This is a genomic window from Ruegeria sp. HKCCD7296 (assembly GCF_013110775.1).
Taxonomy (GTDB): Bacteria; Pseudomonadota; Alphaproteobacteria; order Rhodobacterales; family Rhodobacteraceae; genus Ruegeria.
In genome coordinates this window covers 500,816-520,519 of the sequence record NZ_WVRF01000001.1, presented here as the reverse complement: position 1 = coordinate 520,519, position 19,704 = coordinate 500,816, and the positions used below count along the sequence as shown (strand labels likewise).

Sequence of the window (19,704 nt, the reverse complement as noted above, 5' to 3'; positions counted from 1 at the left end):
TTCCTGACTGATTTAGCCCTTGAGGGAGGCGGGTTTCAATCCTCGAAACAATCTGCGCGACCATCTGCGCGGATGGTGGCCGCCCCATCCATAATCGCAGCCGCACGCCGACGCGTGCGCACGCTTGGATCCGTGACCGAACGATTGCGCGGAGATGGCAGGATGGCAGCAATCCGCGCCGCCTGAACCGAGCTCAACTGCGCTGCACTTCTGTTGAAATAACGCTGTGCCGCTGCTTCAACGCCAAACACTCCATTCCCGGTTTCCGCGACGTTCAGATAAACTTCCAGAATGCGCTGCTTGCTCCAGAAAACCTCGACGACCGGAGTGATCGAGGTTTCCATCGCTTTCCTGACCCAACTGCGCCCCTGCCACAGGAATACGTTCTTCACCACCTGTTGTGTGATGGTCGACGCACCGCGATTGCCGCCGCCCTCAATCGCGTCACGAATGGCCTCGACATCGAATCCCCAGTGCAGGCAGAAATTTGCATCCTCAGCCGCAACGACGGATCGCGCCATGATGGGAGAGATTTCTTCAATCGAGACCCATTCGCGCTCAACCTTGCCCAACCGACGCCACTCCGACCATATGGTGTGGGTTACCGGCGGATTTACAACTGAATACAGCAAGACCAACGCGACAACCAACGCGACAGCCGCCAATGCGACTCGCATCACCCAACGGCGAAGTTGTTGCGCCACTGGTGTTTTCTTGCTGGATGCCTTCTTATTCTTACCGCTTGATTTGCGGGCTGCTTTCTTCGCCATGTCTCAGCTATACGACGCACCGCCTGCGTTTGAAACGACCTAAATCACGAATGCGCGCGCCTCGCGCGGGTGAACCACCGGCCGCGCTGTTTCCAGAAACATTGGATCCGCCCCCGCCAGTTCGGGGAACAAATGTAACACTTCGCTTTGAGTTTCCCGGTCTGACGCTGATAAGGCATGACCCGGATAATAACTTTCGCTCTTTGCCCCATTGGCGATGATAATCTGATGCTGCCTGAACAACAGGTGGATATATTCCACTTCACCACCTTCGACACGTGTGACGGTATCGCCATTGACCAGAACATGGGCTGCAACCAGCGCCTCGGCATGTCCAAAAAAGTAGGATGCACGCCAATCTTCGATCAGCATTCTATGCTGCGGCGAGACAAGAAGTGGACGATCAAGATCAAAAACGCCTGTCTCAAAACGGATCGGTGCTAATTTACCCTTGGCCTTGACCACCGTACGCCCCACCCAGATCAATGGTTGTGGGCCATGATCCAGAGTTGTGACCAGATCACCGGCTTTCAGGTCTTCCACTGCGCGGTCCCCTTCGGGGGTCGCGATCATCGTGCCAGGTGTAAAACAGGGCGGACCCAGGGTACCGACATCCAATGGCCCTTGCGTGGTGACAAATGTGGTCGAAACCAACGTGCCGGGTTGTAGCACCTGACCGTCCGTCGGCGTAAAAACCCGAGAGCCATCGGCAAGATAAAACGTGGTTCCGACATATGTTACGTTGCCGACACCTGCCACATTGATCGTAATTGTGTCCCCTGGCCAGGAGTTTGTGACGTCCTGCCCATTTACGGTATCACCGCTTGGCGCATCGATTTCGTTGTCATCATCCACATCCGTGAAATCAAGACTGACGACCGCAACAGATGTTCCCGCCGGCGGCGGGTTCGCCGGATCGAAGGTATAGAACTGGTCGCGATACGTTGTTGGCATACTTCTGCCCTCGATTTGCACCACAGGATTTCCAAAATCATCCTTGGTTTTCGTTCAAATTCTACAAAGACTGGCGAAATTCCTGTGATTAGGCAAGAAACCTACTAAGACAGCGTAAACAAACCGGGCCTCGCGTGGTGCAAATGACACGCGAGGCCCGACTTTTAATACTGTTCAGCCTTAGATTGTTACATCAGGCTTCATTCAGCAGGAACTGCGGTGGCTTCGATACTCAGCGGATGGCTCAGTTTGTTCAGCATTTCCTTGGGGCACACCTGCAAAAAGTTGCCTTTTTCCATGTCCCAATGTTGCAGAATATCAACGGCTTTCCGGCTATAGGTCTCTTCAGCGTGGCGAGCAACAAGAGCCTTCAACTGCTCTTCCCAATGTGCGACAGAAACCGGACAGGTGACAAGCGTCTCCATGTTCATCAGCGCTTGGGCCCTGCCTTCGGGATTATACAGATAAGCCATGCCGCCTGTCATACCAGCGCCAAAGTTGGCTCCGATATCGCCCAAGATCACTGCAACACCGCCGGTCATGTACTCACATCCGTTCGAGCCGCAGCCCTCGATGACCACCTTGGCACCTGAGTTCCGCACAGCAAACCGTTCACCTGCACGACCAGCGGCGAACAGATGACCGTCGGTGGCCCCGTAAAGGACCGTGTTGCCGATAATCGTGTTGTCATCCGCCTTCAAAGGGCTGACCTGCGGCGGGCGCACAACAATCGTGCCACCAGACAGACCTTTACCCACATAGTCGTTGGCATCGCCCGAAACCTCGAGCTTCAGTCCCGGCGCGGCAAACGCACCCAAAGACTGACCGGCCGAGCCCTGTAGTTTCACATGCAGATGGTCATCCTGGAACGTGTTCCGCATCCCGAAATTCTGCACAATGTGACTGGACACACGCGTACCTACCGTCCGATGCGTGTTCTGAATGGCGTAAGACAGCTGCATTTTTTCGCCATCTTTCAGGAACCGTGCTGCATCACGCACGATTTCGGCGTCAAGTGTATCCGGAACTGCGTTACGGTCCTTGTCCCGGTTATAAACGATGTCTTGTGCTCCATCGACGGTGATCAGCAGCGGGTTGAGGTCCAGATCGTCCAGATGCGCAGACCCACGGCTGACCTGCGCCAGTAGATCCGCCCGGCCAATGATCTCATCCATCGAACGCGCGCCGAGGCTGGCCAACAACTCGCGCACTTCTTGCGCGTAGAAGGTGATCAGGTTCACCACCTTGTCTGCATTGCCGGTGAACTTGGCGCGCAGGCTTTCGTCCTGCGTACACACGCCGACCGGGCAGGTGTTCGACTGACACTGACGCACCATGATGCAGCCCATCGCAATCAGGGCGGCAGTACCAATGCCGTATTCCTCGGCCCCCATCATCGCGGCCATAACGATGTCACGTCCAGTGCGCAGGCCACCATCGGTCCGCAAAGTTACGCGGTCGCGCAGGTTGTTCATCGCCAGCACCTGATGCGCTTCGGTCAGGCCCATCTCCCACGGAAGACCGGCATATTTGATTGAGGTCGCCGGAGACGCACCAGTGCCACCATTGTGACCCGAAATAAGGATAATATCTGCTTTCGCCTTGGCTACACCGGCCGCAATCGTGCCTACGCCCGAAGATGCAACCAGCTTGACCGTCACCTTGCAACGCGGGTTGATCTGCTTGAGATCGTAGATCAACTGCGCCAGATCCTCGATCGAGTAGATATCGTGGTGCGGCGGCGGAGAGATCAGCGTCACGCCCTTGGTTGAGTGCCGCAAACGCGCGATCAGGTCCGTAACCTTCATGCCAGGCAACTGACCACCCTCACCGGGTTTCGCACCCTGCGCGACCTTGATTTCAAGCTCTTCGCACTGGTTCAGATACTCGGCGGTTACACCGAACCGGCCCGAGGCCACCTGTTTGATCTTGGCCGAAGGGTTGTCGCCATTCGGTTCCGGCACAAAATGCGCCGGATCTTCACCACCTTCGCCTGAATCAGACTTAGCACCGATCCGGTTCATCGCCACGTTCAGCGTCTTATGTGCCTCTGGCGACAGCGCGCCCAGCGACATGCCCGGGGTGACAAACCGCTTGCGGATCGAGGTGATCGATTCGACCTCTTCAATCGGGATCGCTTTGCCCTTGGGTTTGAAGTCCATCAGATCACGCAGATGGATCGGCGGATTCGATTGCATCTTGGCGGAATATTGCTTCCACAGCTCATAGGAAGCGCGATTACATGCCATTTGCATCATGTGCATCGATGTGGCTTCCCACGCATGGGTCTCACCCGATTTCCGCGCCTTGTAGAATCCCCCGATAGGCAGCACGTCCAGACCACTGTCCCAGGCCTTTGCGTGGATTTCCTCAAGCTTGGTCTGGATACCGGTCACGCCAATACCCGAGATCCGGCTGGTCATGCCCGGGAAATACTCGGCAACCATAGCGCGGCTAAGGCCCACGGCCTCAAAATTCAGCCCGCCACGATAGGATGAGATCACTGAAATGCCCATCTTGGCCATGATCTTCAGAAGGCCCTGGTCGATGGCTTCGCGATACCGCGCAACACTCTCGGTCAAAGTTCCGTCCAGCAGGCCGCGGTCAATGCGGTCAGCCAGAGAATCTTCGGCCAAATATGCATTCACAACCGTCGCCCCGCAGCCGATCAGAACGGCAAAGTAATGAGGATCGATACATTCGGCAGAACGCACGTTCAACGAGCAGAATGTCCGTAACCCTTGCCGGGTCAGATGAGAATGTATCGCGCTGGTCGCCAGGATCATTGGCATCGCAACCCGACCCTCGCCTGTGTTCATGTCGGACAACACGATGTGCCCAGCGCCTGAGCGTACCGCCTCTTCAGATTCGGCTCTAACACGGGCCAAACCAGCGCTCAACGCGCCACGACCTGGTTCAAAGCTACAATCAATCTCGACCAACGGTGCATCAAAATTCTCGACCAAATTGTCCCATTGCGCGTTGCCGACAAAGGGGCTTTCGAGGACGATGATTTCGGTCTGGCTGCTGTCCTCGTCCAACACGTTCTTTAGGTTGGCAAAGCGCGTTTTCAGCGACATCACCCGGTATTCACGCAAACTGTCGATCGGTGGGTTGGTCACCTGGCTAAAGTTCTGACGGAAGAAATGGCTAAGTGGTCGGTACTGTTTCGACAATACCGCCGAAGGGGTATCGTCACCCATCGACGCAAGCGCCTCTTTACCGTCTTCTGCCATCGGAGCGAGGATTTGCTCCAACTCCTCAACCGAATACCCCGCCGCGATCTGACGCTTGCGCAGCTCTTCGCCGGAAAAGATCGGGGCTTCGGTGACACCCGCCAGCGTGCCGTCAAGATCGTTGATCTTGCCGACCCACTCACCGAATGGCAGCGCAGCGGCCAGCTTGTCCTTGATCTGCGTATCGCGGTACAGCTTGCCCTTTTTCATATCCACGGCCAGCATCTGGCCCGGGCCAAGTGCCCCCTTTTCGGTTACGCTGGCCTCGTCGATCGGAACCATGCCCGCCTCAGAGCCCGCGATAACAAGCCCGTCACCCGTCACGACATACCGCATCGGGCGCAGTCCGTTCCGGTCCAAACCGGCACAGACCCAGCGACCATCGGTCATCGCCAGCGCGGCGGGGCCGTCCCATGGCTCCATCACCGAGTTGCAGTAGGAATACATGTCGCGCCACGCCTGCGGCAACTCAACCGCCTGTTTAGACCAGCTTTCCGGCACCAGCATGGTCTTCGCCATGGGTGCGGAACGGCCTGCGCGCACCAAAACCTCAAAAACCGAGTCTAATGCGGCCGAATCTGATGATCCCCCCGCGATGATCGGTTTGATATCTTCCGCATAATCGCCAAAGCTGTCCGAAGTCATCCGGATCTCGTGGCTTTTCATCCAGTTGATATTGCCCTTCAGGGTGTTGATCTCACCGTTATGCGCCAACATGCGGAACGGTTGCGCAAGCCACCATTGCGGGAAAGTGTTGGTCGAATAGCGTTGGTGGTAAATCGCAAAAGCTGATTCAAAACGCTCATCCATGAGGTCGGGATAGAAAACCGCTACCTGCTCGGCCAACATCATACCTTTGTAGATGATCGAACGACAGGACAGAGAGGCAAGATAGAGCCCAGAAATCCCAGCAGCCGCTGCAGCCTTTTCGATGCGGCGGCGGATTACGTACAACTCACGCTCAAAGGTCTCTTCATCCACGCCCTTGGAATTCGAGATCAGAATCTGTTCGATCTCGGGCCGGGTCGCATTGGCTTTTTCGCCCAGGCACGTCACATCAACCGGTACGTGACGCCAGCCGTAGATGTAATAGCCCAAGCGTAGCACTTCGGTTTCTACGATGGTCCGGCACTGTTCCTGGGCGCCAAAATCGGTACGAGGCAGGAAAACCTGACCTACTGCGATCAGCTCATCCAACTTGGGTTCGTGGCCGGTGCGGCGGATCTGGTCATAGAAAAATGGAACCGGGATCTGCACGTGAATACCCGCGCCGTCACCGGTTTTACCGTCGGCATCAACTGCACCGCGATGCCAAATCGCCTTAAGAGCATCGATCCCTGCGTCTACCACCTTGCGCGACGGTTTGCCGTCGACGGATACGACAAGACCCACACCGCAGGAAGAATGCTCTTCTTCCTCGGAATAGAGACCGTTTTCCGCCATCCACTTGCGCTTGGCTTCCTCGGCCCGCACCCAATCGGCATCATATTTGGTCATTGGCTATTTCCTTCTTTCAAGGGAACGTTTGGCGACGAACCCTCTTAAACCTTGGGCTTACTCGGCTGCGATGGCCGCTTTGGCGTTGAACCGGTCGATGATCGCGTCGGCGCAGTCGCGGCCGTCGCGGATCGCCCAGACCACCAGTGAAGCACCACGCACGATGTCACCGATGGCGTAGACACCGTCCATTTCAGTTTCTCCGGTCTGGAACGCGGCCTTTACGGTGCCCCAGCGTGTCACAGGCAGGTCCGGCTGGCCGAACATGGTGGGCAGGTCTTCGGGTTCAAAGCCCAGCGCCTTGATCACCAGATCGGCCTCTTCCACATAATCCGCACCTTCGATGACTTCGGGGGCCTGGCGACCCGACGCATCAGGCTGCCCCAGACGCATCTTTTGAACCATCACGCCCGTGACCTTATCGTCACCGGTGAAACCTTTGGGCGCGCTCAGCCATTCAAAAACAACGCCTTCTTCCTCGGCGTTTTGCGTTTCACGCTGCGAGCCTGGCATATTGGCTCGGTCGCGACGATAGAGGCATTTGACCGAGGTCGCTCCCTGACGGATCGAAGTACGCACGCAATCCATGGCGGTGTCGCCGCCGCCAATTACAACGACCTTTTTTCCTTCGGCATTCAGGCGGCCATTGTCAAAATCTTCGACGGCATCACCAAAACTTTTGCGGTTCGAGGCGGTCAGGAAGTCGATCGCCTTTTCAATTCCACCCAGACCGCTTCCCGGCATGGACAGGTCGCGGGATTTATAAACGCCGGTGGCAATAATCACAGCGTCATGCCGGGCACGAATTTCTTCAAACTTGGTGGCGTCAACATCACAGTTCAGTTCGAACCGGACACCGCCATCGGCCAAAAGGTCATTGCGCCTTTGCACGATGTCCTTTTCAAGCTTGAAGCCCGGAATGCCATACATCAACAGGCCACCCGCACGGTCGTAACGATCATATACTGTCACCTGAATACCTGCGCGGCGCAGCATATCCGCTGCAGCCAATCCACCGGGGCCACCGCCGATAATGCCCACACTCTCGCTGCGCTCCGCAGATGGGGTGGCCGGTTTCACCCAGCCGTTATCCCAGGCGGTGTCCGTGATGTATTTCTCAATGGTGCCGATGGTAACTGTACCGTGACCCGATTGCTCGATGACGCAGTTGCCTTCACACAAGCGATCCTGTGGGCAGATTCGCCCGCAGATTTCGGGGAAAGTATTGGTCGCCTGACTTGTCTCATAGGCTTCTTCCAGTCGGCCAGTGGCAGTCAGATGCAGCCAATCCGGAATATTGTTGTGCAACGGGCAATGTGACTGGCAATACGGCACACCACATTGGCTGCAGCGGCTGGCCTGTTCGGCAGCTTTTTCGGCGGCGTATTCGGCATAGATTTCGTCAAAGTCTTCCTTGCGGTCACTTGCAGCACGCTTTTCCGGCATGACTCGGTCGATCTGCACAAATTTCAGCATCGGTTGCTTGGCCACGGGTCAGACTCCATGAATTGGCTTGGTCCGGTTTCTCTAAGAGATACCGTAGGGGATTAAAAGTCAATCATACTGACATAAATAAAGAAAGTTTACTGTGTAGAGCTAATATTCTTGAAAAGTTCACTATTTTTAGTTCCGTATCGGACCTATATGTGCGCTTTCCTTTTCCCCACCACCCTTATACCCATAATTCGCAAGCATTACGTGACCGCAAATTGGCAGGGCAGATGAGTCTTTTTCACCTGATTCTCGTAGCAATTGTTCAGGGAATCACTGAGTTTTTGCCCATATCATCATCAGGTCATCTGATCCTGCTTCCAAACCTCACTGGTCTTCAGGATCAAGGTCAAGCCATTGATGTTGCAGTGCATGTTGGAACGCTGGGCGCGGTTGTTCTGTATTTCTGGTCGGATGTAAAACAAGCCCTTGCGGGGTTGCCCGGGGCCTTGCTTGGCCGGGCAGATACGCCACAGACGCGACTGGCACTGGGCCTCATCCTAGCGACGATTCCAACGGTGATTGCAGGTCTGATTCTACATCTGACCGGGTTAAGCGATGCCATGCGCTCGATCGCGGTAATCGGCTGGGCTATGCTTGGTTTTGGCCTGGTTCTGTATTGGGTCGATCAGAGCAGTCCGGAAACCAAAGAGAGCAGTGCGTGGGGCGTCCGTGATGCGTTCATCATGGGGCTGTGGCAAGTTCTTGCACTGATTCCCGGCACCTCGCGCTCGGGGATCACAATCACCGGGGCGCGCAAATTGGGCTATACCCGCGAGGACGGGGCGAAAATTGCCATGCTGATGTCAATCCCGACGATTCTAGCGTCTGGCGCATTGTTGGCAGTGGACGTGGTGCGCGGCGCTGACGCGCAACTGGCACGTGACGGCGCCATTGCCGCTGTCTTTGCGTTCATTGCGGCCCTGCTAGCGCTCAGCCTGATGATGCGGCTACTGCGCAGCGTCAGTTTCACGCCCTACGTCATCTACCGAGTCATTCTTGGCGTTGTCCTGCTGATCATGGCCTATAGCTGATCAGATACGCAGGTTATTGGCCGAGTTCTGAATTTCGTCATACTGGCCCGACGGACGGAACTTCCACAGGTACTCGGGCAGCACCGATTCCAAGGTGGTCGGTGTGATCCCAAGATCGGCAAAAGACTTGGCCTCATCGGCAACCACATTGTCATTCCGCAGATTCTTCAACTGATCTCGGGTCAGAATATTGTTCGGGAACAACTGGAAGCTGACAAACTTAATGATGTCCAGAACACCCGCCATGATCCGTGCTGCAAAAAACGGCATACCAATGATGACGCGGCGACGGTGAATCACATCCAGCATTTGCTGCATCAAAGCGCGGAAAGTCTTCACCTCGGGCCCGCCCAACTCGTACACGCCGGGTTCGGCCTGTCCCAGAACGCCTTTAACTGCAGCCTGGGCCACGTCATCCACATAGACCGGCTGGAATTTGGTTTCGGCCCCAACCAACGGCAGGAACGGCCCCATGCGTGTCATTCCGGCAAAGCGATTGAAGAATTGATCTTCTGTGCCAAAGATCACGGATGGCCGCAGGATCACCGCGTTTGGCATATGCTTCAGCACACCTGCCTCACCCCGCGCCTTGGTCTGAGAATATTCGCTGGCAGAATTTGCATCGGCTCCAATAGCCGAGACATGAACCATCCGCTCAATCCCCTGCTCTGCCGCCAAACGCGCGATCCGCTCCGCCCCTTCGGCCTGTACAGCGCCAAAGTCGTTTTTGCCCAACTCGTTCAGGACACCGACGCAGTTGACCACGACATCCGCACTGTGCATGGCCTGGGCAACCGACGCGTCATCGCGGATATTGCACAACACCGGCTCAACCTGGCCGACGACACCATAAGGTTTCACGAACATCGCCTCGTTCGGGCGGCGCACCGCCACACGCACACGCCATCCCTCACTCGCCATGCGCCGCGCGATGTAGCGGCCGACAAATCCAGATCCGCCATAAATCGTCACAAGTTTCGACATGAGAGGGCTCCTGCTGAGAAATTGCGCCCTAGACCTAACGCCCGCAGCCCTTTCAAACAAGGCGCTAATTCGCCGCGAGGATGGTGAAATTCAAAGGCACAAATCGGGGGGCAAAGCCCAAATTCAAAAAACTTTCAAAAATCTCCGCGAATCTGGTTGACGCCCTCTGCCACTGGGCTTAAACGCCCCCTCACGACACCTGCCCAGGTGGCGGAATTGGTAGACGCGCTAGCTTCAGGTGCTAGTGTCCGTATGGACGTGGAGGTTCGAGTCCTCTCCTGGGCACCAAATTATTCCTAAAACCCTGAATACAAACGTGGTTCTCGTACGGTTGTTCTGTGACCGTCGAACACTGCTTGAATCCTGCTTTCGGATCGGCATCAGTGCCGGTTGCAGATCAAAACGGTACTGCTAGCTGTGTGTCATCACACTGAATTCCGGCAAGGGTGCGGATTTGATTGACACGGACCCATATTCGCTTGCAGTGCGCCTGGTCACCATTTCATTGGCAATCCCAGTCGCGGTAAGCCGGAAGCTTAAAAAACAACCAGCCCGCGCCTGACGACAACAAACAAGCGGATGTGACGCCGCCACACCAATGGTCATTGATGCGCTCAGGCTTGTTTCTGCACTCCTGCCTCGTCCGCAGACTCAGCAGGCTCTGCCGTCACATCAACTGTGTCGGTTTCGTCCAATGGTTCCACCTCTTCAGGTTCGTCCGACTGATCCTCAAGCGCGCCGACAATGAGTGGCAGCATGTGAACACCGGTTGCGCTGGCGATCTTGGGGGTTTGCGGCGTTTGCCAGCTGAGCGTATCGAAGCTGCCGCAATTCTGGCAGACCGGGGCCCATTCGGGTTGGATGTCGTGACAGTTGTCACAGACCCACTGCGGACCACGCGGCGCGTTGAGCGCCTTGGCCAACCAGCCTTGTACAACAGCGTCCGAAGCGCCCTCGCCCCGTTCGATCGCCGCCATCAGAGTGTACGCCCGCGCATCACCTTGTTTTTCAACCACATCCCCCAGCGCGCGGCGGGCTTCGGGAAAGTCTTCGGCCACGATGTTCAACTCGGCCAGAATCAGACGGGTCTCCATATTCTCGGGGTGAATACGCGTAAGTGCGGTAAAGCGCTTGATCCTTTGCGCGGGCGTCTCATCCGGTGCTATCTCGGCGAAAGCGTGGGCCAGGTCAGGATGCGGCTGCGCCTCCCAGGCTTTTTTCAGGATCTTGGTCGCGGGGCGGGGTTTACCTTTGGCAATATACGCACGAGCGGCCATCGCAGCCGCAGGCACCAGATCTGGCGACAGTCGATTGGCTTCGATTGCATGTTCCTGCTGTTCCAGGCTGGCGTCTTCGTCCAGAATGTCCTTGGCTTCAGACAAAGCCAAAACCGCATCACGGCGCTTGAACACATCGCGCGGCAGGTAACCGGCCTTTAATTTGGACGACAAGGTCGAGCGCGCACCGGCCCAGTCCTGCGCCTTGGTTTGAAGGTTCAGCAGAACATCTTGCGTTTCTTCATGGCGCGGTTTGATTGCCAACGCCTTTTCGGCCAGCTTGCGAGCGGTTTCGTCATCACCTTCGGCCAGTTTCTGCTTCATGATCCCGCGCACGCCGACAAATCGAGTCGCGTTATTGGTCACGAGTTTCTTGTAGGTGTCGGCCGCTTTCTTGGTGTCGCCCGTCATCTCGGCCGCTTGCGCCACCAATAGATTGGTCAATTCCGGCTTGTTGAGCAGCTTTTCGGCCTTGTTGGCCTTGGTCATGGCCGCACGCCCTTCACCTGAAGCCAAAGCCATCAATCCATCTGCCAGAGCCTGATACCCGCGCTGTTCACGGCTACGGTCGAAATACCGCGACAGGGCCGTTTCATCGCCATTCAAGAACTTCAGCGTCGCCACCAAAAGGCTAAGCAGTTTGAAGAACAGCCAGACCGCAAACACCAGCACGCCCAGCGCAATCACGGATTGCAGCGGCCCCAGTGTAAATTCCGTACCCGCGACGGTGATCTGCACCCCGCCACTGGTTTGCATCAGGAAGTGACCGCCCAGCGCCAGCAGGCCGATAATCGCAACAAAGACAAGGATCTTAAACAGTGACCACAGCATGGCAGGTCCTTCAGTTCGAGTTCAGGCTGGAAGCCAATGAGTTCGCCGCATCAACAGCAGCAACCCGTGTCTGGGCCGCCTGCTCCCAATCGGCCATCGCGGTCTGCGCCGCTTCGGGAAGTGATTTCAGTTCGCTTAACGCTTTGGACAGGTCTCCATCCGCCAATGCGGCCTGCGCGCGCGACAGGACTGCGTCAGGCCCGTCGCCTTCCTGCGGCGTAACTGAACGTGCTCCTGTCTGCCGTTGTAGGAAAGCGATCAGACCCGTACCCTTATCCGCATCGCGCGCGTCTGCCAGTGCAGTTCGGGCAGCAGGGTCAAAAGTCGCCCGCAAAGATGACAAGGTTTCCACGCCTTCCTCAGCTGGCCCTGTCAAAGCATCCGGTACATCCATACCGCCCGACTTCAGTTCAGCAACCAGTTCGGAATAAGGTTGTCCTGCATCCAGCTGCCCGCGCAGACGAGACAGAACCGCGGCGTTCGTCGCAGCTTGTGCGTCGGCGGATGCTTTCGCCTCAAGCGCCTGCGCATCCGACACCATTTTTTCAACCTCGGCCCGTTGCGCCGCCAGCGAATCCTGGAGCTTTTTCAGTTCAGCCTCAAAGGCGGCTGTGGCTTCAGGTGAGGTATTGGATTCGATTGGAGCTTTCTCAAGCGCTGTTATCCGATCCGCCAAAGGCGCGACCTGACCGGACAGCGCCTCAACCGAGGATTTGACCGCGCTCAGGTCACCTTCGACCGGGGTCAATTTATCCGACAGCGCTTTGATCTGATCCGTTAAACCAGACGTATCCGGGCCGTTTGTCAGCTCTTGTGACAGTTTGGCGATTTGATCCGACTGGTCCGCAAATTTCGATTCCAGCGCCGCCAGCGCGTCAGAATTGTCAGCACCACCCGGCAGCAGCCCGCCATTGCCCAGCGCAAATCCGACCACGGCAGCAACGGCACCGCCCAGCAAAGCAGGCACAAAGCCACCACGTTTTTCGACCACGCGCTCAACCGTCTTTTCCGCAACCGGAGCGATCTCCTCCGTCGGAGCTTCGGCTTCGGCTTCGGCTTCGGCTTCGGCTTCGGCTTCGGCTTCGGCTTCGGCTTCGGAAAGGTCTTCTGCTACAGGTTTATCGGGGTCAACAGGCGTATCTTCCTGTTGCAGCTCGGATTCAACAACGTCGTCTACCTTGGGGTCTTCCACCGGCTTTTCGTCGGATTTCTTCTTACCAGCCACCGCAATATTCCCCTTATCGAATCCAAATTCAGATGAATAACAGCCCAAGCTAAGTTAATCGGGGACCTCGTCTCTCTCAACCCGCAACACATGTTTTACAAGCTTTTTAACCGCCTTACGCATTTTCTTGGGTGTCGGCGCTTTGGCGATCTTCAGGTGCGCATAGTCCAAGGAATAAAGGGGATCAGCCGTCGCGCGGCTGATTGCAGCCAGCCAAAGCGGAGCCGAGCCCGACCAAATATCGGCAAAATGTCGCGCCGTTCGAGGCGAAAAAAGTGGGGCGATTATCGGCAAATTGTCGTTCGCGGCTTGGGTCGCCTCGGATGTTAGCGGCAACAGAATCTGTTGATAAACCGGCTGTTCGCGTACCGTCAGGCCGGATTCGGTGAGCCGCTCCGCGATGTTGCCTCGTGTATGCTCGCCACGCAAATGCAACAAAGGGCTTTGGGGTCGATGTTTCAACAGATGCCCCACAAGCTCTTCGGCTGTGGTGCCTGCCATCTCGGCCTGCCAGCCATAGCCCTTGGCTGTCCCGGTCGTCGCGGGGCCAACGCAATAGGCGGGCAAATCGCGGTCGACACCCTTTGACGCCGCCGCGTTCACCGCATTAGCCGAGGTAAAGATCACGCCCTGCAAACCTACGGTATCAACCGCAGCGGGCAGGGGGCGAATTTCGAGAATCGGGGAATAGATGACCTGAACCCGGGACCTGGTGCGGGTCGGCAACTGCGCGACAAACCGTTTCGAGGCTGCGCGCGGGCGGGTCATCAACAAATACAACGTTTGGCGCCTTGGCCCTTGAGGATTGTTTGCATCCGCGCAGGGTGATACCCCGCCGTTGGTAACATGATGCAACGGATCAGGGTGATGGTGCAAACACTTACCGTGCTGGGATTGGAAAGCAGCTGTGACGACACGGCAGCTGCCGTCGTGCGCCAAACCGAAGGTGAGGATGCTGAAATCCTGTCATCGGTGGTGCATGGCCAAACCGAGTTGCACAGTGCTTATGGTGGTGTTGTGCCCGAAATCGCTGCGCGGGCACACGCGGAAAAGCTGGACATCTGCGTTAAACAAGCGCTAGCGGCCGCCAACCTTGGTCTGCGTGACATGGACGCCATCGCCGTCACTGCCGGCCCTGGCCTGATCGGTGGCGTCATGTCTGGCGTCATGTGTGCCAAGGGGCTGAGCGCCGCCACCGGCTTGCCCCTGATCGGCGTCAATCACCTTGCCGGGCACGCGCTGACACCGCGCCTGACAGACGGGATCAGCTTTCCCTATTTGATACTTCTGGTCTCGGGCGGCCATTGCCAGTACCTGATCGCCCACGGGCCAGAACAGTTCACCCGTCTTGGCGGCACAATTGATGACGCACCCGGAGAAGCCTTTGACAAAACCGCGCGTTTGCTAGGCCTGCCGCAACCGGGCGGCCCGTCGGTCGAAGCTGAAGCCCACACAGGTGACCCGAAACGCTTTCGCTTTCCCCGGCCGCTGCTGGACAGGCCCGGCTGTGATCTCTCTTTCTCGGGGTTGAAAACGGCTTTGATGCGGATGCGCGACCAAATCGTCGCGGAAAAGGGTGGGTTGACCCGTCAGGACCGCGCGGATTTATGCGCCGGATTCCAACAGGCGATTGTGGACACCTTGGCCGAGAAAACCCGACGCGCGATGGACCAGTATCTGGCCCTCAACCCTTCCGAACCCGTCATCGCCGTTGCGGGGGGCGTGGCGGCAAATTCGGCCATTCGTGCCGCGTTAGAGACTGTTTGCGCCGAAAAGGGTACGAGATTCACGGCCCCCCCGCTTCCGCTGTGTACGGACAACGCCGCCATGATCGCCTATGTGGGGCTCGAACGGTTTCGCGCCGGCTCACGCGACGGCCTAGACCTGACTGCACGTCCCCGGTGGCCACTGGATCAACGCAGCCCTGCAATGCTGGGCAGCGGTAGGAAAGGAGCCAAGGCATGAGCGTTTCTGTCCTGGGCTCTGGCGCATTCGGAACCGCGCTGGCGATCTCGCTGGCGGGCAACGGGCCGGTGACGTTGTGGGCGCGGGATGCGGAGCAGGCGCAACAAATGCAAATGTCGCGAAGAAACGAGACCCGCCTGCCCGGTGTAACCCTGCCGCCAAGCATTGCCGCTACGGCAGACATCAAGGAAGCTTGCACAGCAGATACGCTTCTTCTGGCTGTTCCAATGCAGAAACTGCGACAGGCTTTGACGTCTCATGCGCCCTTGCTGCAGGGCAAAACGCTGGTCGCCTGCTGCAAAGGGATTGAACTGTCCTCGGGCCTCGGTCCGATAGCCGTGATTGAAAGTGTTGTGCCGTCCGCCGACGTCGCACTGCTGACCGGGCCCAGCTTTGCAGACGACATCGCACGCGGCCTGCCAACAGCGCTGACACTGGCATGTGCAGATGCCCAGATCGGCAAATCGCTGCAAGCCGAGCTAACAACGACAAATCTTCGTCTTTATCGCACGACCGACACGGTTGGGGCCGAGCTGGGCGGGGCATTGAAGAATGTCATGGCCATCGCATGTGGCGCAACGATGGGTGCCGGGTTGGGTGACAGTGCGCGGGCGGCTTTGCTGACACGCGGATTTGTCGAAATGCAGCGTTTCGCCACAGCGCGCAGGGCGCGACCAGATACGCTGATGGGCCTGTCCGGGCTGGGTGATCTGGTGCTGACCTGCTCATCCGATCTGTCCCGAAATTATCGTTTTGGCCTTAGTTTGGGTCTAAATCAGCGCTTTGACAGCCAGACGACAGTCGAAGGTGTCGCGACTGCCTGCGCCTTGTCCGACATCGCAAGCAAAGAAGGCTTGGACATGCCCATCAGTACAACTGTGGCGGACCTGAGTCGCGGTGCTTACAGTGTACCTGAGGCCATTCAAACCCTGCTCAATCGACCCCTTAAGGAGGAATAACATGCTGATCGCTCTCATCGCCAAAGACAAACCCGGTGCCCTGCAAACCCGGCTGGACAATCGCAGCGCGCATCTGGCGTATATCGAGGAAACAGGTGTTGTGGCGCAGGCTGGCCCTCTGCTGGATGGCGATGCCATGATCGGCTCACTGGTAATTCTGGATGTCAAAGATTTGGCTGCTGCACAAACATGGGCCGACAACGACCCTTACGCCAAAGCAGGGTTGTTCCAATCCGTTGACCTGATTCCATGGAAAAAAGTGATTGGCTGATGGCATATTGGCTGTTCAAGTCCGAACCCTCAACCTGGAGCTGGGACCAACAAGTCGCCAAGGGGGACGCAGGCGAAGAGTGGGATGGCGTGCGCAACTATCAGGCGCGCAATTTTATGCGGCAGATGGCCATCGGAGATTGGGGGTTCTTCTACCATTCGCAAAAGGACAAATCGGTGGTGGGAATCGTCGAGGTTTGCGCTGAGGCGCATGCCGACAGCACCACTGACGATGAACGGTGGGAATGCGTGGATATCAAGGCAGTTCGGCCCTTTGCCAAACCGGTGACGCTGGACCAGATCAAGGCGGACGAACGTCTGGCTGAAATGGTGCTGGTCAAGAACTCGCGCTTGTCGGTGCAGCCGGTGACTGAATACGAATGGAAGGTGATTTGCGCACTGGGCGATACGCAGCCTGATTGACGTGTAAACCTGTGTCTGGCGTAAAACTTCTCAAGCGCTCGACAAAATGCTATGTTTCTCTGGGCTTCGCCGGGTGGGGGCTTGCCATCTGCGGTTTTTACAACCGCAGACGCTTGGTGGTGTTCGAATAAAATTCGGTCTTTCTTGAAAGTGTGACCCCATGTCTGACGTTAAAGGCGGCAGTGGGATTCTCGAAGACGCCGTCGCTGCGAAGAACACAAAAACCTGGGAAGCGCGCCTGAAAGAGGCGCGCGAAAAGCGTGCAAACGCGCTGGCTGATGGAAAGGTCGAAGCGCGCGAACCACCGCGCTTGAAACCAACTGAGACAGACCTGCTACCGCCAACAGATGACACTGAGATCGACGAGATCGTGTCCGAACGGGTACGCTCACTCCACCTGAACGAACCTGTCAGCAAACCGCCTTCGAAAAGCCGAATCCCTATAATTTTGGCGGCTCTGTTTTGTGGGGCTTTGCTGCATTGGGCCGGAACAAAGGTGATTGAAACACGACAGTCCACGCCAGAAAACTCTGTTGTGCAATCGAATGATCCTATCGACGAACCTGCATTGGACGAAACACTTTCGCCTACATCTGCAGCGATCGAGCAAATTCCTGAGGATCCGGCTGCGCCCGTGCTTGAGGAAGAAATCCAAGCTCCGATTCTTGAGAAAAAGCCAGTTACCCCTTCCATTGATATTGATGAAACACCACCGCAAGAAACCGAAGCATCACTTGCCCCGCCGATTGTGTTTCTTCCCTCCTTACTTGAACCTGTTTTGGAGGCTCCGGAAACGCTTGCCAAACCAGTATCATTTTCAGTTCCCGTTGCGCCGCAAAATCCCGCTTCCAGCCTGCTGAACAAGCGTAGTTCTTTACAGCCGACACAGGCAGTCTTCGACCCATTGCCCAAAGAGATCACGCAATCAGCGACTCCGAATTACTCTGAGGTAAAACCACTTCAACCCTCTAAACCTTCGATCGACCTTGAAGTGTCACTGTTCGTTCCGGCACGGGTATCACAAGACACCAGCGACCGGGCATTCGAACTTTTGAACGAAAGCCAAGCGAATGTGGTTGCGACCGCGCGTGTAGGCTATCGGATCAGAGAAACTCAGGTGCGGTATTATCACCCTGCAGACGCTGAAAACGCCGACCTTGCTGCCAAGGCTTTGGGTGGTATTGCGCGGGACTTCACAGGTTCTGGCAGCAAAACACGCCCTGGGCGCATTGAGGTCTATCTTGCTGGCGCGGGCGGAGGTGCAAACCGCACTTCAGACAATCAACCCAACAGTTTCGACAACTTTATAGAACGCATTCTGAATGAGCTTAGATAACAAATAAGGGAAGGTTCTGACCATGCAGAACCTTCCCTACCCCCGCGTGCTCCCTACTCACCACACGCGTATGGAAATGTCTGGTTCTGACCGTCCTGGTCACGGTTTAAACTTAACCCAACCATGACCATGGTTTCAAATACCAAGTCCCTAAACTTCAATTCAAAAACAAAACGCCCGTCATTAGTCGACGGGCGCAGAATGACTTTGCGCGATGATCAGCTGTAAACAGACTCTTTACGGAAATGCTTGGTCAGCATGTAATAGACCACAGCGCGGTATTTGTTACGCTCGGACATGCCATAGGTTTCCATGGCTTTATTGATCCCTTCCATCAATTCAGGCCCATCGGCCAGACCCAGCTTTTTGATCAGGAAGTTGTTCTTGACGGTTTCCAGTTCGGACTCTTGGCTGGCTGCAACAGTTGCCGCATCTGCGTCATAGATCGCCGGACCACAACCGATCGTAACCTTGGTTAAAAGGTCCATATCGGGATCCATCCCACATTTGTCCTTCAGGTCTTCTGCGTATTTGGCGATCAATTCGTCGCGCTTGCCCATATCCCAATCTCCTTAATGCGTTAATTCGGCCCTTATCACCGATGGCCGGAAGACTAGCCGCGCCCGTGTGTATTCCAAAAGGAAAAAAATTCGCGATTTCTCCCCCTTGGTCAAATTTGGGATGAAGGCTTCTAAACAATCTAACGACAGTATCCCCAACCCGGTCCTTGCAAGTGAAAGTGATCGGCATGCAAACGATTGAAATCAGGGCCAAGAACTACGCGGAACCATTCGCAGGCGCCACGCCAGATTTGTCTCAGAAACGCTGCCTCTGGTTCATTACGTTGCCAGTCAGCCAGTAAGGTCAGCGTCCGACCATCGGCAGTATCCAGCCCGATAACATCAATCGAGTCTGCGCGCGCGTGGCTGCTCCACCCGCTGTTTTCGCCCTGCGCTGTGCGCATACGACGGCAATTGTAACTGCCGATGTGGCGCAATCGGGTAATTTCGGTCCCAAGCAGATCCTGCGCGGCGGGTTGCACAACGTGGTTTTCCCACATGGCCAGACGCAACGTGGTGGTGCAACTCGTTTCCACAGGCTCCATCCGAGCCGTCACCAGTTGCGACAGCAAACCACGCCCGCTGATGCCGCAATTCTGATCGACAATCAGATCCTGCATTGCTGGGAATTGCACACCTGCCTCTGCCAAAGCAGCCCTGCACTGCGCCTCATTTGCCAGCGCACGGTTCAACTGCCATTTTGTGACCGGCGTCACCGGCGCGCTGATTTTCAGATCGCGCAACGGATTCCAGTAAGAAGGCACCGGCGTATTGGGATGCGTCAATAGCCACCATCCCCCACCGCCCAGCAGGATCACCACGACCGCCAGCCTGAAAAAGAAAGACGCCGTCGAGTACAAAAACCGGCGGCGTCCAGAAGTCTGCGTCATCG

At 56.5% G+C, this 19,704-nt stretch carries 16 protein-coding genes and 1 tRNA gene; 7 read left to right on the top strand and 10 right to left on the bottom strand.

Going from position 1 to position 19,704, the window contains the following annotated elements; genetic code table 11:
• Positions 1-35 precede the first annotated feature (35 nt).
• The 4 genes from mtgA to GS632_RS02570 all read right to left on the bottom strand — a co-directional run bounded on the left by mtgA (position 36) and on the right by GS632_RS02570 (position 7,948).
• Positions 36-770 carry a monofunctional biosynthetic peptidoglycan transglycosylase gene (gene mtgA, locus GS632_RS02585; protein WP_171178815.1) on the bottom strand — a complete coding sequence of 245 codons (735 nt, stop codon included), beginning with the start codon at positions 768-770 and terminating at the stop codon, positions 36-38.
• Positions 771-809: 39 nt separating this feature from the next.
• Positions 810-1,724, bottom strand: a complete 915-nt coding sequence (locus GS632_RS02580) for a Hint domain-containing protein (protein WP_171178813.1) — start codon at positions 1,722-1,724, stop codon at positions 810-812.
• A 200-nt stretch (positions 1,725-1,924) separates the two neighbouring features.
• On the bottom strand, positions 1,925-6,457 hold the full coding sequence (gene gltB, locus GS632_RS02575) for a glutamate synthase large subunit (protein ID WP_171721537.1): 4,533 nt from the start codon (positions 6,455-6,457) through the stop codon (positions 1,925-1,927).
• Positions 6,458-6,514: 57 nt separating this feature from the next.
• A complete protein-coding gene (locus GS632_RS02570) occupies positions 6,515-7,948 on the bottom strand; it encodes an FAD-dependent oxidoreductase (protein WP_171721538.1) in 1,434 nt (477 codons plus the stop codon).
• 230 nt (positions 7,949-8,178) lie between these two features.
• Between GS632_RS02570 and GS632_RS02565 the strand changes: the two genes are divergently transcribed.
• Positions 8,179-8,982, top strand: a complete 804-nt coding sequence (locus tag GS632_RS02565; RefSeq protein WP_171721539.1) for an undecaprenyl-diphosphate phosphatase — start codon at positions 8,179-8,181, stop codon at positions 8,980-8,982.
• Here the strand turns inward: GS632_RS02565 and GS632_RS02560 are convergent, their stop codons facing one another.
• Entirely contained in the window at positions 8,983-9,966 is a 984-nt protein-coding gene (locus GS632_RS02560) for a complex I NDUFA9 subunit family protein (protein WP_171721540.1), read from the bottom strand.
• A gap of 201 nt (positions 9,967-10,167) precedes the next feature.
• Between GS632_RS02560 and GS632_RS02555 the strand changes: the two genes are divergently transcribed.
• Positions 10,168-10,254 (top strand) — tRNA-Leu (locus GS632_RS02555).
• A gap of 326 nt (positions 10,255-10,580) precedes the next feature.
• Here the strand turns inward: GS632_RS02555 and GS632_RS02550 are convergent.
• Genes GS632_RS02550 through GS632_RS02540 form a run of 3 tightly spaced genes read right to left on the bottom strand, consistent with a single transcriptional unit; the run spans position 10,581 to position 14,067 of the window.
• A complete protein-coding gene (locus tag GS632_RS02550) occupies positions 10,581-12,074 on the bottom strand; it encodes a heme biosynthesis protein HemY (protein ID WP_171721541.1) in 1,494 nt (497 codons plus the stop codon).
• Positions 12,075-12,084: 10 nt separating this feature from the next.
• Positions 12,085-13,299, bottom strand: coding sequence for a hypothetical protein (locus tag GS632_RS02545; protein ID WP_171721542.1), 1,215 nt, complete (start codon positions 13,297-13,299; stop codon positions 12,085-12,087).
• A gap of 54 nt (positions 13,300-13,353) precedes the next feature.
• On the bottom strand, positions 13,354-14,067 hold the full coding sequence (locus GS632_RS02540; RefSeq protein ID WP_171721543.1) for a uroporphyrinogen-III synthase: 714 nt from the start codon (positions 14,065-14,067) through the stop codon (positions 13,354-13,356).
• A 99-nt stretch (positions 14,068-14,166) separates the two neighbouring features.
• On the opposite strand from GS632_RS02540, the gene tsaD reads away from it, so the two are divergent.
• The 5 genes from tsaD to GS632_RS02515 all read left to right on the top strand — a co-directional run bounded on the left by tsaD (position 14,167) and on the right by GS632_RS02515 (position 18,252).
• A complete protein-coding gene (gene tsaD, locus GS632_RS02535; protein ID WP_171721544.1) occupies positions 14,167-15,264 on the top strand; it encodes a tRNA (adenosine(37)-N6)-threonylcarbamoyltransferase complex transferase subunit TsaD in 1,098 nt (365 codons plus the stop codon).
• Positions 15,261-16,223, top strand: coding sequence for an NAD(P)H-dependent glycerol-3-phosphate dehydrogenase (locus GS632_RS02530; protein WP_171721545.1), 963 nt, complete (start codon positions 15,261-15,263; stop codon positions 16,221-16,223). Before tsaD ends, GS632_RS02530 begins: the two co-directional genes overlap by 4 nt.
• Position 16,224: 1 nt before the next feature.
• Positions 16,225-16,494 (top strand): YciI family protein, encoded by a 270-nt coding sequence (locus GS632_RS02525; protein WP_171178793.1) that lies wholly within the window; start codon positions 16,225-16,227, stop codon positions 16,492-16,494.
• Positions 16,494-16,916: an EVE domain-containing protein gene (locus tag GS632_RS02520; RefSeq protein ID WP_171237953.1), complete on the top strand. Its 423-nt coding sequence runs from the start codon at positions 16,494-16,496 to the stop codon at positions 16,914-16,916. Before GS632_RS02525 ends, GS632_RS02520 begins: the two co-directional genes overlap by 1 nt.
• Before the next feature lie 160 nt (positions 16,917-17,076).
• A complete protein-coding gene (locus tag GS632_RS02515) occupies positions 17,077-18,252 on the top strand; it encodes a hypothetical protein (RefSeq protein WP_171178782.1) in 1,176 nt (391 codons plus the stop codon).
• A 218-nt stretch (positions 18,253-18,470) separates the two neighbouring features.
• Here GS632_RS02515 and GS632_RS02510 read toward each other — a convergent pair whose 3' ends face one another.
• Both GS632_RS02510 and GS632_RS02505 read right to left on the bottom strand, forming a co-directional pair.
• On the bottom strand, positions 18,471-18,812 hold the full coding sequence (locus tag GS632_RS02510) for a DUF2853 family protein (protein ID WP_171178779.1): 342 nt from the start codon (positions 18,810-18,812) through the stop codon (positions 18,471-18,473).
• Between the two features lie 140 nt (positions 18,813-18,952).
• A complete protein-coding gene (locus GS632_RS02505) occupies positions 18,953-19,702 on the bottom strand; it encodes an extensin family protein (protein ID WP_171234606.1) in 750 nt (249 codons plus the stop codon).
• Positions 19,703-19,704: the final 2 nt, after the last annotated feature.

Coding starts and splice junctions, on each gene's coding strand:
- GS632_RS02520 (WP_171237953.1), top strand. CDS start 16,494: ATGGCATATTGGCTGTTCAAGTCCGAACCCTCAACCTGGAGCTGGGAC.
- tsaD (WP_171721544.1), top strand. CDS start 14,167: ATGGTGCAAACACTTACCGTGCTGGGATTGGAAAGCAGCTGTGACGAC.
- mtgA (WP_171178815.1), bottom strand. CDS start 770: ATGGCGAAGAAAGCAGCCCGCAAATCAAGCGGTAAGAATAAGAAGGCA.
- GS632_RS02565 (WP_171721539.1), top strand. CDS start 8,179: ATGAGTCTTTTTCACCTGATTCTCGTAGCAATTGTTCAGGGAATCACT.
- GS632_RS02540 (WP_171721543.1), bottom strand. CDS start 14,067: ATGACCCGCCCGCGCGCAGCCTCGAAACGGTTTGTCGCGCAGTTGCCG.
- GS632_RS02525 (WP_171178793.1), top strand. CDS start 16,225: ATGCTGATCGCTCTCATCGCCAAAGACAAACCCGGTGCCCTGCAAACC.
- GS632_RS02530 (WP_171721545.1), top strand. CDS start 15,261: ATGAGCGTTTCTGTCCTGGGCTCTGGCGCATTCGGAACCGCGCTGGCG.
- GS632_RS02550 (WP_171721541.1), bottom strand. CDS start 12,074: ATGCTGTGGTCACTGTTTAAGATCCTTGTCTTTGTTGCGATTATCGGC.
- GS632_RS02510 (WP_171178779.1), bottom strand. CDS start 18,812: ATGGGCAAGCGCGACGAATTGATCGCCAAATACGCAGAAGACCTGAAG.
- GS632_RS02560 (WP_171721540.1), bottom strand. CDS start 9,966: ATGTCGAAACTTGTGACGATTTATGGCGGATCTGGATTTGTCGGCCGC.
- GS632_RS02505 (WP_171234606.1), bottom strand. CDS start 19,702: ATGACGCAGACTTCTGGACGCCGCCGGTTTTTGTACTCGACGGCGTCT.
- GS632_RS02515 (WP_171178782.1), top strand. CDS start 17,077: ATGTCTGACGTTAAAGGCGGCAGTGGGATTCTCGAAGACGCCGTCGCT.
- gltB (WP_171721537.1), bottom strand. CDS start 6,457: ATGACCAAATATGATGCCGATTGGGTGCGGGCCGAGGAAGCCAAGCGC.
- GS632_RS02580 (WP_171178813.1), bottom strand. CDS start 1,724: ATGCCAACAACGTATCGCGACCAGTTCTATACCTTCGATCCGGCGAAC.